Origin of the sequence: Saccharopolyspora sp. ID03-671, assembly GCF_045278815.1 — a bacterium.
Lineage (GTDB): Bacteria > Actinomycetota > Actinomycetes > Mycobacteriales > Pseudonocardiaceae > Saccharopolyspora > Saccharopolyspora ipomoeae.
On the sequence record NZ_CP134054.1, the window covers coordinates 601,825 to 617,041 of the forward strand.

Here is a 15,217-nt window from a genome sequence, read left to right on the forward strand (position 1 = left end):
CCCACGCTACAGATACCTCTCTTCATAGGGAGTTGGGCCATGAGCCTCACCGCAACGCCGCGGGTGGACGTCTCCGCTCCGACCACCGCCGCGGCCAAGATCTTCAACCACCCCCGCAACGCCTGGTACGTCGCCTCCTGGGACCACGAGGTCACCGGCAAGCAGCCGCTGGCGCGCACCGTCGCCGGGGTGCCGCTCGCGCTGTGGCGCAACGCCGAAGGCCGGGCCGTCGCGCTCGCCGACGCCTGCTGGCACCGGCTCGCACCGCTGTCGCAGGGCAAGGTCCTCGGCAACGAGCTGCAGTGCCCGTACCACGGCCTGCGCTACAACTCGACCGGCCGCTGCACCGCCATGCCCGCGCAGGAGACGATCAACCCGAGCGCGGCCGTGCCGTCCTACCCCGTCGTCGAGCGCTACCGCTACGTCTGGGTGTGGGTCGGCGACCCCGACCTCGCCGACCCGGCGACGGTGCCCGACATGCACCAGATGGACGACCCGGACTGGGCGGGCGACGGCGAGACCATCCACGCCGACTGCAACTACCAGCTGGTGCTCGACAACCTCATGGACCTCACCCACGAGGAGTTCGTGCACTCCTCCAGCATCGGCCAGGAAGAGCTCTCCGAGTCCGAGTTCGACGTGAGCCACGACGGCGACACCGTCACCGTCACCCGCTGGATGCGCGACATCGACGCGCCGCCGTTCTGGCTCAAGAACATGCGCGACAAGTTCCCCGGTTTCGAGGGCAAGGTCGACCGCTGGCAGATCATCACCTTCCAGGCACCCGGCACGATCTGCATCGACGTCGGCGTCGCCAAAGCGGGCACCGGCGCGCCCGAGGGCGACCGCAGCCACGGCGTCAACGGCTTCGTCATGAACACGATCACGCCCGAGACCCACCGCAGCTGCCACTACTTCTGGGCGTTCATGCGCAACTACCGCCTGGACAGCCAGACCATCACCACCCAGCTCCGGCAGGGCGTGCACGGGGTGTTCGGCGAGGACGAGGACATGCTGCGCGCGCAGCAGCGCGCCATCGACGCCAACCCGGACCACGAGTTCTACAGCCTCAACATCGACGCCGGAGGCATGTGGGTCCGCCAGATCCTGGAGCGCATGCTCGCCGCCGAAGGACGCCCGGCAGCGGCCCCGTTCCCCGCGCGAGGTGCCTGATGGCGGCCCTCACCCGGTCCCACCGGCAGCGCGGACGGGTCGTCGAGGCCGAGCACGTGGCCGACGGCGTCCGCCGGATCGTGCTGGAGGTCGACCACCCCGAGTCCGCCGCTCCCGGCACGCACGTCGACGTCGAGCTGCCGATCCGCGGCGGCAGGCAGCTCCGCTCCTACTCGGTGGTCCGCTCCTACTCGGTGGTCCGCTCCGAGGACGGGGGCCGCCGGCTGACGCTGAGCGTGCAGCTCTCCCCCGCCTCGCGCGGCGGCTCGGAGGCCATGCACGCGCTGGCCGTCGGCGAGGAGCTCACCGTGACCGGCCCGGTGCAGAGCTTCCCGCTCTCGGTCGGCGCCGGGCGCTACGTCCTGGTCGCCGGCGGCATCGGCGTGACCGCGCTGGTCGCGATGGCCTCGGCCCTGCGCCGCCGCGGCGCCGACTACGAGCTGGTGCTCGTCGGGCGCAGCCGCCGGGTCATGGCCTACGTCGACGAGCTGCGCGCCGAGCACGGCGAGCGGCTCCGGGTGCACGTCGACGACGAGGGAACTCCGCTGTCGGTACCGGACCTGGTCGGCGAGATCGCCTCGGCGCCGAACGCCGACACCACCGAGCTCTACATGTGCGGACCCATCGGGCTGATGGACGCGATCCGCTCCAGCTGGACCGAGCACGCGCTGCCGCCGACCAGCCTGCGGTTCGAAACCTTCGGCTCCAGCGGACGTTTCGACGCCGAGGACTTCGTGGTCCGGCTCCCCCAGCACGACCGCGAGGTCACCGTCCCGCGCGACGCCTCCATCCTCGAAGCCCTCACCGCCGCCGGGGTCGAGACGCTCTCGGACTGCCGCAAGGGCGAGTGCGGGCTGTGCCTGGCCAAGATCGTCGACGTCGACGGCACCGTCGACCACCGCGACGTGTTCCTCAGCGAAGCGCAGAAGCAGCGATCGAACTCGCTGTGCCTGTGCGTCTCGCGCGCGGTGGCCGACGGCGGCGACCGCGCGTCCCTCACCCTCCACCTCACCTGATCCCCCTCACCCCCTGGATGTCCCCATGAACCTCACGGCCCGCATCGGCGCGGCGCCCATGTCCGCCTACCAGTGGCTGATCGTCGCGCTGTGCACCTTCATGAACTGCCTCGACGGTTTCGACGTCATGGCGGTCGCCTTCACCGGCCCCTCGGTCACCGAGGAGTTCGGTCTCAGCGGCTCCGAGTTCGGACTCCTGGTCTCGGTCGGTCTCATCGGCATGGCCGTGGGGTCGATGCTGCTGGCGCCCTTCGCCGACCTCATCGGACCCCGCCCGCTGATCCTGATCAGCCTCCTGCTGGGCACGGTCGGCATGTTCGGCGCCGCGATGGCGCCCTCGGTGCTCGTGATGGGCGCCTTCCGGCTCATCACCGGCATCGGCGTCGGCGGAATCCTGGCCAGCACCAACGTGATCGCCAGCGAGTTCTCCAACACCCGCAACCGCGGCCTGGCCATCGGCATCTACACCGCCGGGTACGGCATCGGCGCGACCCTGGCGAGCCTGGTCGCCAAGAGCGCGGTCGGCGGCGACTGGCGGACCGTGTTCTACGCCGGTGGTGTCGGGACGCTGCTCGCGCTGATCGTCATCGCCGTGCTGCTGCCCGAGTCGGTCGCGTTCCTCGAACAGCGCCGCCCGAAGGGGGCTCTGGAGCGCATCAACCGGATTCTGGGCCGCATGGGGCTGGATTCGGTCGAGGAGGGCGAACTCGGTCAGGGCTCCGGCCGTCCCGACGCGGAGAAGTCCGGTTCGGGCTGGCTGAAGCAGCTGCTCGCGCCCACGGTCCTGCTGTGGATCGTGTTCATCACCATCATGTTCGGCTTCTACTTCGTCAACAGCTGGACGCCGACCCTGCTCAGCGAGGAGGGGCTGTCCAAGAGCGCCGCCGTCACCGCCGGGATGGCGATCTCGATCGGCGGCACCGTCGGGTCGGTGCTCTACGGGCTGTTCGCCCGGTTCCGGCCACCGCGCGTGGTGCTGATCGGGTTCTCGCTGCTGTCGGCCGCGATGATGGTCGTGTTCATCCTGAGCACCTCCGTCCTGTGGCTCGGGTTCGGCATCGGCGTCCTCGTCGGCGCGCTGATCAACGGCTGCATCGCCGGCGCCTACACCGTCGGGCCGCCGCTGTACCCCTCGCACGTCCGCAGCGTCGGCATGGGCTGGGCCCTGGGCATGGGCCGCATCGGGGCCATCCTCTCCCCGACGATCGCTGGTCTCCTCAAGGACGCCGGCGCCTCCGCCACCCAGCTCTACACCGGCGCCGCGGTCGTCGTCGCCCTCGGCGCCATCGCCCTGGTCGCCCTCCGCAAGCACGACCCGGAATCCACCCCGGCGCCCGCGACCACGGCAACGCAACCCCACTGACGACCGACCCGGCGAAGCGCCCGCTGCCCCGCCTCCCAGCGCAGGTCAACGGGCGCTTCCCACATCTCGCAACCAGCACCTCCTCACATCAATTTCATTCACCCCTGAACCCATTACACCACCAGAGACCTCATGCTCGTGCCGAAAACCCCGGTTTTCGCGCGTCAAAAACCGCGGTTTTCGTCGCGCGAAAACCGGGGTTTTCGACACGAGGGGGACGTTTCGGGCTGGATTCGGCGAATCGGGGGTGGCCTGCGGGAGGAGGTTCTAGCCTCGCGGGCATGAGTGAAGCGTTGTCGTCCACCGCGCACGATGTGCCGACCGGCCGGAAGTCCGGGAACGGCATCGGGGTCGCCGCGCTCGTCGTGGGGATCGCGGCCTGCGTCGCGGCGCTCTTCCCGATGACCGCCTTCGTCGACGCGATCAACGTCCTTCCCCTCAACGGCCCGGTCACCTGGCCCACGATGTTCTTCGGCGGGATCATCGGCGTCGTGCTGGGCGTGATCGGCGTCCGGAGGGCGCACGTGGGCAAGGCCTCCAACCTCACGACGGCGAAGGTCGGGATCGCCCTGTCCCTCATCGCCCTCATCATCTGCGCGGGCTGGGTCGCGCTGAACCTCACCAGCGCGCCGTCCTGACCCCACTTCCACGGAGCGTCACGACGACGCTCGACCGGGCCTCACGCGACCGCGTGGTTCGCTGCGGGGCCAACCCTGTCGCGGTTATCGTTGTTCGGTGGCATCGCCGGACTCCGCCATGCCCTTCGGCGTGATGTGGCAGATGATCTTGCACCAGGCCGCCGCACCGGTCGTGGCGCTCGACCTGCACGCCCGCATCATCTACGCCAACCCGGTGGCCTGCCGCCTCCTCGGCTACGAGCTGCAGGAGGTGATCGGACGCCCCTCGCAGGACTTCACCCATCCCGATGACCCGCCGCTGGACCACGAGCTCTTCGCCGGGATGATCGCCTCCGGGACGGACACGCGGAACGAGGAGCGGCGCGGCATCCGGGCCGACGGCGCCGTCATCTGGGTCCTGATCAGCTACGCGCTCATCCGCGACGAGGACGGCAAGCCGACCGTCGTCTTCGCCCAGTACCACGACATCACCGAGCGCCGCACGGCCGAGCGGCGCTGGCGCGGCACCTTCAACAACGCCCCGATCGGCATGGCCACGCTCGACCTCTCCGGGCACTGGATCGAGGTCAACGCGGCGCTGTGCGACATGCTCGGCTACACCGCCGAGGAGATGCGGTCCATGCACGCCTCGGACCTCACCTACCCGAACGACACCTCCGAGATCGACGTCATCGCACAGCTGGCCGAAAGCAGCGGCGACGCCGTCAGCGTGGAGAAGCGCTACCGCCACAAGGGCGGCTACCCGATCTGGATCCTCATCCGGTTCAACGTCGTCCGCGGCGCCGACGACCAGCCCGCCTACGTCGTCGCCCAGTACGAGACGATCGGCGACGAGCAGCTCCGCGACAGCCACATCGCGCACATGGCGCTGCACGACCCGCTGACCGGCCTCGCCAACCGGGCGCTGCTGATGGACCGGATCAACCAGGAGCTCGCCGCGCTCCCCTTGCACGGCGGCATCGTGATGGTGCTCGTCGCCGACCTCAACCGGCTCAAGCCCGTCAACGACCGATTCGGCCACGCCTCGGGCGACCAGCTGATCGTCACCACCGCCGACCGCCTCCTGCACGCCGTCCAGCCCGGGGACACCGTGGCCCGCCTCGGCGGCGACGAGTTCGTGGTGGTCTCCCGCGCCCCGGACCTCGCCACGGCCAGGACGTTCCGCGACGACCTCTCCGACCAGCTGCGCACCGACGTCGTCATCTCCGGAGAGGTGGTCGAGCTCAGCGCCAGCGTCGGCCTCGCCACCACGGCCGACACCACGACTCCGGCCGCCGAGCTCCTCCACGACGCCGACGTCGACATGTACGCCCGCAAGACCCCCACCCGCTGACTCGTCCGCGGCCGGGTTCCGGTTGAGCGCTCGGGGCACCAGGGTGCGGTTCTTCCCGGAATCGCCCGCGCTTCGCTGTGGATCACTCGGATGATTCTGGGAGAAACTGTCCCCTGCGCACGCACGAGCCCCACAGCACCACCCCCGGCTCCGTGAGACGCCGTGCGCGAAGGTGGGCTTGAGCGGATGCTGAGGGCCGGCCCGGCGCCGCCGGCAGGCCCCGACCGCACCACATTTCGACCCAGGGAGGACATGAATGAGCACCACGCGCAGCGCACACACCGTTTGGAAGGGCACGCTCATGGAGGGTTCCGGGACGGTGTCCCTGGACTCCTCGCAGGTCGGGCAGTACGCGGTGTCCTGGCCGTCGCGCGCGGAGGACCCGAACGGGAAGACCAGCCCCGAGGAGCTCATCGCCGCGGCCCACTCCAGCTGCTACTCGATGGCGTTGTCGAACGGCCTCACCCAGGCGGGCACGCCGCCCACCGAGCTCAACACGAAGGCCGAGGTGACCTTCAAGCCGGGCGCGGGCATCACCGGCATCCACCTCACCGTCGAGGCCCAGATCCCGGGGATCGACGAGGACGCCTTCCGCGCCGCGGCCGAGGACGCCAAGGCCAACTGCCCGGTCAGCCAGGCGCTCACCGGTACCACGATCTCCCTCACCGCCTCGCTCACCTGACGCCCCGGCGCTGAGCACCGTGCACGGGTGGGCCGGGAATCTGCGCGAAGCGCACGCGGCCAGCGGAGATGTGCCCTAGCATCCCGATCAATTCCTCGACGTGATTCGTCGCCGATGAGAGAAGGACTGGGGATCATGAAACGCACGACGCGTTCGGCCATCATCACCGTCGTCGCCGGGATCATCGGCGCGACGCTGACCGGCACCTCCGCCGCGCAACCCGCTGCCGCGGACCAGAATCCGGTCTACTTCGTGCACGGCTGGGGCGGTCCGAAGGACTGCGACGAGACCTGGGGCAACGCCGTCGACTACTTCGCCGACGAGCAGGGAATGCAGCCGAGCAAGCTGTACCTGCTGCGCTACTACGACGGCGACTACGAGTCGAAGAACTGCCGCGACGGCGTCAACTACCCCGACATCAGCAACGACGGCAACAACGACGGCACCCGCGACACCCGCATCAAGCACGTCGCCGCCGCGTTCGCCCACCAGCTCGCGAGCCACGACGGCGAGAAGATCGACATCGTCGCCCACTCGATGGGCGGTCTGGTCACCCGGGTCGCGCTGCTGGGCACCGCGCAGGGCTGGGACGGCTTCCCGAAGGACGCCGACGGCAGCCCGGCGGACCTCAACGTCGACGACGTGATCACCCTCGGAACCCCGCACAAGGGCGTGAGGCACGCAAGCCACAGCGACACGCAGTGGGAGTCCATGCTCCCGGACTCGGAATTCATGCGCGTGCTGCACCTGCCGGAGAACCGGCTCAGCGAACCGTGGGCCAAGAGCGTCGACTGGAGTTTCGCCGGGACGCTGGAGGATGACGAAACGGTAGCGGGCGAATCCGCCATCGACCTCAACTACCGAGCCAACCACAAGTACCTCTACCACGCTGGCAACAACCCGCCGATCACTCACGGCAAGATTCGGTCCCAGGTCGAAGGCGACCACCACTTCAACCTCCGCCACGTCCACAACGGCGGGAACCCCACCGACACGACGGAAGGCCGCTCCCCGGTAGCCCTCGCCTGGCGGGCCATCACCGACAAGGACCGGTGACGGCCACCCCGCCAGGAGGACTTCACCACCTGCCGTCGAGGTGGATGATCACGCGAGCTGGTTGGCGGCTTCGCGGTTCCACTGCTCGATCTGCTGGCCGATCTCGCGGGTGACCGTCGGCTTGTCGCGGACCAGTTCGTCGAGCATGTCGCACGGGATGGCCAGCAGCGTCAGCTCGGTCGTCGCGGTGATCGTGACGACCGCGGCGGTGCGGGTGACCGCGCCGTGCCCGAGGTAGTCGCCTTCGCGCAGCGTCCGCATCGACTCCGCGCCCGAGGCGATCGTCGCCGAGGCTTCTCCCCCGACCACGAGCGACAGCACCGACGGGACGCGGCCGGCGCGGAGGACGATCTCGCCGGCCGCGTAGCGCTCGACGCGCATCCTGCTCGCGAGCTCGGGCGCCTGCTCCGGCTCGATGTGCAGCCGGGGCGCGAACCGGCGCAGCGCGGCCGCCGCTTCGTCCACGTCGTCGGCGAGCTGCGCGCGGACCCCGTTGAAGGCCAGGCCCGCGCGGCGAGCCGCGTACCAGGCCCGGGTGCGCAGTTCGGTGCGCACGCCCCAGTGATCGGCGAAGTCCTTCATCGGGACCATGACGCAGTAGTTCATCAGCGGCGTGTGCGAGAAGGACGTCGGCGGGGACAGCGGAATGGTCTTCGGCGCTCCGGCGTGCAGCTCGGGGCTGATGTCCGCGGCCGTCTCGGTGAGGGTCCGGATCACCTTCTGCGGCGGGTCGCTCTCGCTGAACGCCAGGGTGACCATCAGGTAGAACGAACCCGGTGGCTGGCTGTGGTTGGCGAAGGACGCCTTCGACAGAGAGGAGTTCGGGATGATCCGGGTCCCGGTGAAGGTCTGCAGGTGCACCGCCCGCCAGTTCACCTGGACGACCTGTCCGACCTCACCGTCGACCTCGAGCCAGTCGCCGATCGCGAACGGTTGCTCGAACAGCAGCAGCAGACCCGAGATGACGCCGCCGACCGCGTCCTGCAGCGCCAGGCCGAGCACGATCGAGGTGACGCCGAGGGCCGCGAACAGGCCCCCGATGTCGGCGCCCCAGATCCACGCCAGCAGCACGGCCACCCCGATGGCGACGAGCAGCACCCGGCCGAGCTCGATGAAGATGGTCGGCAAGCGCCGTCGCCACGAGCCCTGCGTGGCGTTGACGAACAACATCGCGTTCAGCGCCGAGAGCACGAACTGCAGGATGAGGACCCCGAGCACGGTGGCGACGATGCGCACCCAGTTCGAGCCCTCCGTGACGCTGACCCGCCCGGACGCGAGGCCGAGCAGGATCAGGATCGCGACGCCCGGCACGATGTAGGTGCGCAGCAGCTGCAGCGGTTTCGCCAGCGGGTTGCCGCGCCGCACCAGCACTCCGTGCAGCTCGGTCAGCGCCACGGTCACCACCGGCAGCGCGATGATCACCACGATGTACCACCCGAACCACGGCTGCCCGGTCATCGGCGAGGTCCTTCGTCCAGGCGCCACACGGGCTGCCCGTCGACGCCCGCGTCGACCTCCGCGAAGTCGAAGCTGTCCCGCACGCGGGCGCGGACCGCGCTGCTGACGTAGATCCCGGGTTCCCCCGACGCCCGGGCCACGCGCCGGGCCGAGTCCAGCGCCTCACCCCACACGTCGTAGCCGGTGCGCCGGCCGAGCAGGCCGCCGGCGAGCGAACCGGTGTCGATCCCGGCCTCGATGACGAGCCGCTGGGCGTACCGCGCGTGGAATCCCGCGATGATGCGGAGGAGTTCGGTGCCGAAGTCGAGGGTGCGCTGCGCGGTGTCGACGCGCGGGACCACGAGGCCGCAGGTCGCGATGAACCTGAGCTGCGAGACGTGCACGAGTTCCACGCCCGCCGTCTCGGCCGCGTCCTCGACGCTGCGCACCAGCTCGTTCAACCGCTCTCGCCGCTCGGCGGCCTCACCCGGCCAGTCGGCTTCGTCGGGTCCGGTGAACGCGGCCACGATGACGCACGCGTCGTCGCTCTCGGTCGTGATGTCGTCCTCGCCGGCGCGGTAGCGCTCGGCCACCGGTTCCGGCATCACGTTCGTCAGCAACCGGTCGTTCTCCTCGTTCACCTCGTCGAGCTGGTCCTGCTTGGCCCGGAGCCGATCGCCCATCGTGTTGAACGCGACCGTGAGATCACCGAACTCGTCCCGGCTGCGCACCGGTATTCGCGTGTCGAGGTCGCCGCTGCTGAGCCGTTCCGCCCCGGCGAGCAGTCTCGTGATGGGACGGGTGAACGCGCGGGCGATCATCATCGACGCCACGGTCACCAGCACCACGAGCAGCAGGGCGACCAGGCCGATGTTGCGGGTGAACGACCGGACCGGCGCGAGCGCCTCGGACTTGTGCATCTGGCCGACGACGGCCCAGTTCAGGTCGGGGTCGGCGAGCGGCGCGTAGTTGGTCAGCACCGTGTCACCGAGGTAGTTGTCCTCCTCCGCGATACCGGTGCCGCCGTTGAGCCCGTCGCGGATGGAGTCCGAGTCGACCTCCTGGCGCAGGATGGGGTCTCGCTGCGCGACGATCTCGTCGACGGTCCCGGGCGGCATGCCGTGGTTGTTGGCGGCGGTGCGGTAGGCCTCCGGGTCCTGGACCAGAAGCCGGGAGGTGGAGCGGAGGCGTTCGTCATCGCCGACGAGGTAGACCTCCCCGGTCTCACCGAGCCCGGTCCCCCTCCAGTTCTCGTCGGCCGTCATCGCCTCGTTGATCCGATCCACCGAGAGCTGGATGACCATCGCGCCGACCAGCTTCCCGCCGACGCCGATGGGCGTGATGCCGAAGGCGGCCGGGCGATCCATCTTCGGCATGTACTGCTCGAAGTCGGTCAGCTTCACCTCGTTGACGGCGTTCGAGCGGAAGACGTCGCGCACGCCCTCGGACAGCTCGGTCTTGTTGAACGCGTCGCCGAACAGGTTGGCGCCCAGTTGGATTCCGCCGTCGGCGCTGTAGACGACGTTGCCGCCCGGATCGACCAGCATCACGTCCTCGTAGCCGCGCTCGCGCTGCAGTGCCCGGAAGTACTCGCCGTACCGGAGGTGCGCCGCCGACCACGCGCTGCCGTCGCCCGCGTCGGTGATCGCGGGCCGCGGCGCGTCGTCCTGGTCGCCGGTGGAGAGGTAGTGCGCCTGGAGGTAGATCTGCTGGTTCGAGCGCGGCAGGAGGTTCTCGGCGGTCACGTTGGTGCCCGACGTGGCGTGCACGCGGGGGACGAAGTCCTGCCGGTAGTACTGCTCGAGCTTCTGGCGGTCCGCCGGGGACACGGGTGCGTCGGCGAGTTGGCCGAACGCGGCGCCGAACTCGCTCATCGCGGAGCGGGTGCTCTCGGCGACGCTGGTGGCCGCGAGGGATTCGCGCACGTCGGCGAAGAGGGCTTCGGCTTGCCGCGCGCGGGCGTCGCGCGCGGTGATGATGTGGTCGTAGGCCTCCTTGCTGAGCGCGCTGCTGCCGGACTCGTAGCCGACGAGGCCCGCGACGAGCACCGCGATGATGCTGGCCGACAGCAGCATGACGAGGAGCCGCGATTGAATCGTCAGCCGTCCCCACACCCAGGACTTCTGCAACTTCGGCGGATCGGAATTGTTCGCGCCGGGCTTGTCAGCGGACGAGTCGGGCCCCAGATCCACACCATCTCCTGCTGTTCGATCAACGCAGGCGTCCGCTGCCACGGAGTCGCCACGCTAGGATCGATCTTCACGAACAGCAATTCGGGTTTCGCCCGACCGGGTCCGAATTCGCCCTACAGCGGGAATTCCAACCGAAATCCGGGCCTTCCCCCTCAAGGCACGCCCGGGTTCATGCCCGGTCTTCCGCTCGCCCCAGTCCGAGCAGTCGTGGGGTTGCGAGCACCGCGATCGCCCCGACGACGACGGCGGCACCGATGATGACCGCGCGCAGCGACGTGGCCTCGGCCGCCGGGCCGGCGAGTGCCGCGCCGAGGGGCATCAATCCCCACGCCAGCACCCGGTGTGCGCTGGTCACCCGTCCCATCAGCGGGCGCGGCGTCAGCCGTTGACGGTTGGCGGACGACAACACGTTCCACGCCCCGGCACCCAGACCCATCACGAGGTAGGCCGGCCAGGCCACCCAAGGGGAACCTCCGGTCCCCAGCACGGCGATGCCCGCCGCCAGGATGAGCAGAGCACCGACCATCACCGGTCCGCCGCCGCAGCGCAGCGCCGCCCGGGTGGCCAGTGGCGCCGCGACGAGGGCGCCGACCGCGGTGCACACGAGCAGGGTGGCGACCGATGCCTCCGGCAGCCGCAGCGACTCGATCGCGTGGAGGAACGCCACGGCGTTGACGCCGCTGGTCACGAAAGCGGTCAGTCCGACAACGCCGACCACCGCGCGCAACGTCGGCTGCCGCACCAAGAACCGGACCCCTTCGAGGACCTCGGTGCGCAACGCCGTGATGTTGCTGCTCACCGGGCGCTCGGCACTCACGGTGACCGTGGCCGCCAGCCCGCCGGCGATGATGAACGCCATTCCCACTGCCAGGAAGCACAATTCCGGTCTCCACGCGAAGAGCCCGGCGGCCGCGAGCGGGCCCGCGATCTCCACTCCGACCGTCTCGGTGCTGACCACTCGCCCGTTGGCACGCTCCAGTTCGGACGGACCGGCCAGCGTCACCAGCAGGGTCTGACCGGCCGAGTCCGCGAACGTCTCGGCACTGCTGAGCAGGAACGCGCACACCGCCAAGGCTGTAACGTCGGCGCTTCCCGCCGCGATCAGCGCGCTCAGCGACACCGTCAGCCCACCGCGGATCACGAGGCTGACGATGAACGCCGTCCGCGGCGACCATCGATCGACCAGAGCCCCGGCGGGCAGGGCCACGAGCAGCCAGGGCAGCACCGAGGCGACCGCCACGATCGACACCGACAGCGGATCACGCGTGGTCACCGCGCTGAACAACGGCAACGCCGCCGTGAGCACCCCGTCACCGACCGACGCCGCACCCCACGACGCGAGCAATCGCCGGAAGTCGCGGCTCCGAACGCCCACCACCGAAGCCCCCACGCCGGCCGACCTCCCACACGGCTCACCGAAGTCCACCGCGATCACACGGCCATAGCCGGTACCGGCCAACCGTCTCGTCCGCAGCACCGGAAGGGTCCTGAAGCGCTGACCCGAACCACCAGAGGACAGTTCTCCCTCGAATTTACCCGGTGAAAGGGACTTCGATCATGGGTGATTATTCGAGGAAGAACCGTCCCTGCCGCGGCGGCTCACCAGTCGTGCACGGTGCCGTCGAGGAGGCGGTTCACGGGGAGGTAGGCGGTTGTGTAGGGGTGTTCGGCGGCGAGGGTTTCGTCGAGTTCGACTCCGAGGCCCGGGGTGTCTCCGGGGTGGAGGAAGCCCCGGTCGAAGGTGTAGGAGGTGCGGAAGGTCTCCAGGGTGAGGTCGCTGTGGGGCATGTACTCCTGGATGCCGAAGTTGTGGATCGCCAGGTCCAGGTGCAGGGCCGCGGCCATGCCGATCGGGGAGACGTCGGTGGGGCCGTGCAGGCCGGAGCGGATGCCGTAGATGCCGGCGAAGTCGAGGAGCTTCTTCATCCCCGTGATGCCGCCGGTGTGCGTGGGCGCCGAGCGGACGTAGTCGATCAGGCGCTCGGTGATCAGCGTCTGGTAGTCGTAGACGGAGTTGAAGACCTCGCCGGTGGCCAGCGGTGTGGTGCTGTGCTGGCGGATCAGCCGGAACGCTTCCTGGTCCTCGCCCGGGGTCGCGTCCTCCAGCCACAGCAGGTCGTGCGGTTCCAGGGATTTCGCCAGCCGGGCGGCTTCGATCGGCGACATCCGGTGGTGCCCGTCGTGCAGCAGGCGCAGCTCCGGGCCGAACTCCTCGCGCACCTTCTCGAAGATCGACGGGACGTGGCGGAGGTAGGCCGGGGTGTCCCACTCCTCCTCGTCGGGGCGGGTGGCGGCCTGCCGTCGGCCGCGCGGTGCGCGGGCTCGTAGTCGTACTTCTCCCCCGGCTTCGCCGTCGCCGAGACGCCGTAGACCGAGTCGAGACCGGGCACGCCGGTCTGGATGCGGACCGCGGTGTAGCCCTCGTCGACGTAGCCGCGGATCGCCTGCGACAGGGCCGCGTAGTCGTTGCCGGAGGCGTGGGCGTAGACGCGGAGCTTGTCGCGGCTCGCGCCGCCGAGCAGCTGGTAGACCGGCGCGCCCAGCTTCTTGGCCTTGATGTCCCACAGCGCCATGTCGACCGCGGCGATCGCGGCCATCGTCACCGGACCGCGACGCCAGTAGGCGCCCCGGTACAGGTACTGCCAGGTGTCCTCGATGCGGTCCTCGTCCCGGCCGATCAGGGTGCCGGCGACGTGGTCGCGGAGGTAGGCCGCGGCGGCGAGCTCGCGCCCGTTGAGCGTGGCGTCTCCCCAGCCGACGACGCCGTCGGAGGTGACGAGCTTGAGGGTGACGAAGTTGCGTCCGGGGCTGGTGACGATGACGTCGGCGGTGGAGATGCTCACGGTGCGGGCTTTCCGTTTTCGGGCCGCGTTGGCGCGGCGTGGGTGGTGGAATCCCGGCGGCGCCCCTGGTGGCCGGGGCGCCGCCGGGCGGTCAGACCGCGTTGCGCGGGTCCTTGAGGTCGCGGCCGGCGACCTCGGGCATCAGGAAGGTGCCGATGAGCGGGCAGATCGTGAACGCCGCGAGCATGATCGCGATCGGGGTCCACGAGCCGCTCGCGGCGGCGACCCAGGCGGCCACGACGACCGGGCCGATGCCGGTGGCCACCATCGCGGCGATCTCGCGGATGACGCCGGTGGCGGCGTAGCGGTGCCGGGAGCCGAAGATCTCCGGCAGGGTCAGGTTCTCCAGCGAGGCCAGGGCCATCACCGACACGTTGTGCATGACGATGTAGCCGAGGAACAGCTGCGGCACCTGCGCGCCGGCGATCGCCATCACGGTCGGCACGATGAGCACCAGCGAGATGATGCTCATGACCTGGTACATGCGGCGGCGGCCGAACTTGTCGCCGAGCGCCCCGACGAGCGGCACGGTCAGGAACGCGACCAGCGAGGACACGATCACGACGCTCGTTCCGACCGAGGCCGACATGGCCAGCGTGACGGTGATGAACGAGACCATGTAGGTCTGCAGCAGGCCTGAGTTGCCCGCCTGCCCGAAGCGCAGCAGGAACGCCGGGATCATGGCGCGCCACTTGTTCTGCTCCAGCGCTTCGAGCATCCGCTCGTCGTTCTCCTGCTCGGCCTTCTCCCGGATCTCGGCGGTCGTGAGCGCCACGCCGTCGGTGACGTGGGCGCTCTCCTCGAACACCGGGCTCTCCTTGAGCCGGAACCGGACCCACACCGCGAACAGCAGGATCACCGCGCTGCCCAGGAACGGGATGCGCCAGCCCCACGCGAGCAGCTGCTCCTCGGAGAGCACCGCGACGAGAACGCCCCAGATCGCCGAGGCGCCGAGCGTGCCGCAGTTGGTGCCCAGGGCGACGAGCGAGGCGATGATGCCGCGACGGCCGGACGGCGCGTACTCGGCGAGCATCACGCCCGCACCGGAGATCTCCGCACCGGCGCCGAAGCCCTGCACCAGGCGCAGCAGCGCGAGCAGGATCGGGGCGAGGATGCCGATCGTGTGCGCCGTGGGCAGCGCGCCGATGAGCGTCGTCGCGCCACCCATCAGGGCGATCGTGATGAACAGGACCTTGGTGCGGCCCACGCGGTCGCCGAGTCGGCCGAAGTACCAGGCGCCGACCGGCCGGGCCAGGTAGCCGACCGCGTAGGTGGCCATCGCCGAGACGACCGCCAGCGCGGGGCTCTCGCCGACGAAGAAAAGCTGGCTGAACACCAGCCCGGCCGCCAGCGAGTACAGCTGGAAGTCCATGAACTCGAGCGCGGTGCCCAACCATCCCGACATCGCCGCGCGCACGAGATCGCTCGTCTTGCGTTGGGCGGGCATGGTTTCGCTCCGGAGTTCTCCGGGCTCTGGGGTGAAG

General features: G+C 69.8%; 12 protein-coding genes and 1 pseudogene. 7 read left to right on the forward strand and 6 right to left on the reverse strand.

Translation table 11 applies throughout. The features are described 5' to 3' along the window. Positions 1-39: 39 nt before the first annotated feature. The 7 genes from REH65_RS02920 (at position 40) to REH65_RS02950 (ending at position 7,261) form a co-directional block, all read left to right on the forward strand. Positions 40-1,173, forward strand: a complete 1,134-nt coding sequence (locus REH65_RS02920; protein WP_406691143.1) for a Rieske 2Fe-2S domain-containing protein — start codon at positions 40-42, stop codon at positions 1,171-1,173. After that, positions 1,173-2,189 carry a PDR/VanB family oxidoreductase gene (locus tag REH65_RS02925; protein ID WP_406691144.1) on the forward strand — a complete coding sequence of 339 codons (1,017 nt, stop codon included), beginning with the start codon at positions 1,173-1,175 and terminating at the stop codon, positions 2,187-2,189. The genes REH65_RS02920 and REH65_RS02925 overlap by 1 nt, the downstream gene beginning before the upstream one ends. 25 nt (positions 2,190-2,214) lie before the next feature. Further along, positions 2,215-3,552, forward strand: a complete 1,338-nt coding sequence (locus REH65_RS02930; RefSeq protein ID WP_406691145.1) for an MFS transporter — start codon at positions 2,215-2,217, stop codon at positions 3,550-3,552. Between the two features lie 281 nt (positions 3,553-3,833). Next, positions 3,834-4,190: a hypothetical protein gene (locus REH65_RS02935; RefSeq protein WP_406691146.1), complete on the forward strand. Its 357-nt coding sequence runs from the start codon at positions 3,834-3,836 to the stop codon at positions 4,188-4,190. A gap of 97 nt (positions 4,191-4,287) precedes the next feature. Then, on the forward strand, positions 4,288-5,523 hold the full coding sequence (locus REH65_RS02940; RefSeq protein WP_406691147.1) for a PAS domain S-box protein: 1,236 nt from the start codon (positions 4,288-4,290) through the stop codon (positions 5,521-5,523). Positions 5,524-5,779: 256 nt separating this feature from the next. After that, positions 5,780-6,205: an OsmC family protein gene (locus REH65_RS02945; protein ID WP_281454543.1), complete on the forward strand. Its 426-nt coding sequence runs from the start codon at positions 5,780-5,782 to the stop codon at positions 6,203-6,205. Positions 6,206-6,340: 135 nt separating this feature from the next. Then, the gene (locus REH65_RS02950; protein ID WP_406691148.1) at positions 6,341-7,261 is read left to right on the forward strand and encodes an esterase/lipase family protein; all 921 of its coding nucleotides are present in this window, start codon (positions 6,341-6,343) and stop codon (positions 7,259-7,261) included. Between the two features lie 48 nt (positions 7,262-7,309). Here the strand turns inward: REH65_RS02950 and REH65_RS02955 are convergent, their stop codons facing one another. The 6 genes and pseudogenes from REH65_RS02955 to REH65_RS02980 form a co-directional block, all read right to left on the reverse strand. Then, entirely contained in the window at positions 7,310-8,719 is a 1,410-nt protein-coding gene (locus REH65_RS02955; protein ID WP_406691149.1) for a mechanosensitive ion channel domain-containing protein, read from the reverse strand. Beyond that, positions 8,716-10,890, reverse strand: coding sequence for a HAMP domain-containing protein (locus tag REH65_RS02960; RefSeq protein WP_406691150.1), 2,175 nt, complete (start codon positions 10,888-10,890; stop codon positions 8,716-8,718). The genes REH65_RS02955 and REH65_RS02960 overlap by 4 nt, the downstream gene beginning before the upstream one ends. A 169-nt stretch (positions 10,891-11,059) precedes the next feature. Beyond that, positions 11,060-12,268, reverse strand: a complete 1,209-nt coding sequence (locus REH65_RS02965; RefSeq protein ID WP_406691151.1) for an MFS transporter — start codon at positions 12,266-12,268, stop codon at positions 11,060-11,062. A 221-nt stretch (positions 12,269-12,489) separates the two neighbouring features. Then, positions 12,490-13,455: an enolase C-terminal domain-like protein gene (locus REH65_RS02970; protein ID WP_406691152.1), complete on the reverse strand. Its 966-nt coding sequence runs from the start codon at positions 13,453-13,455 to the stop codon at positions 12,490-12,492. 8 nt (positions 13,456-13,463) lie between these two features. Beyond that, positions 13,464-13,733: pseudogene (locus REH65_RS02975) on the reverse strand (bifunctional D-altronate/D-mannonate dehydratase); the annotation flags it as partial. Between the two features lie 91 nt (positions 13,734-13,824). Continuing rightward, positions 13,825-15,180: an MFS transporter gene (locus REH65_RS02980; RefSeq protein WP_406691153.1), complete on the reverse strand. Its 1,356-nt coding sequence runs from the start codon at positions 15,178-15,180 to the stop codon at positions 13,825-13,827. Positions 15,181-15,217: the final 37 nt, after the last annotated feature.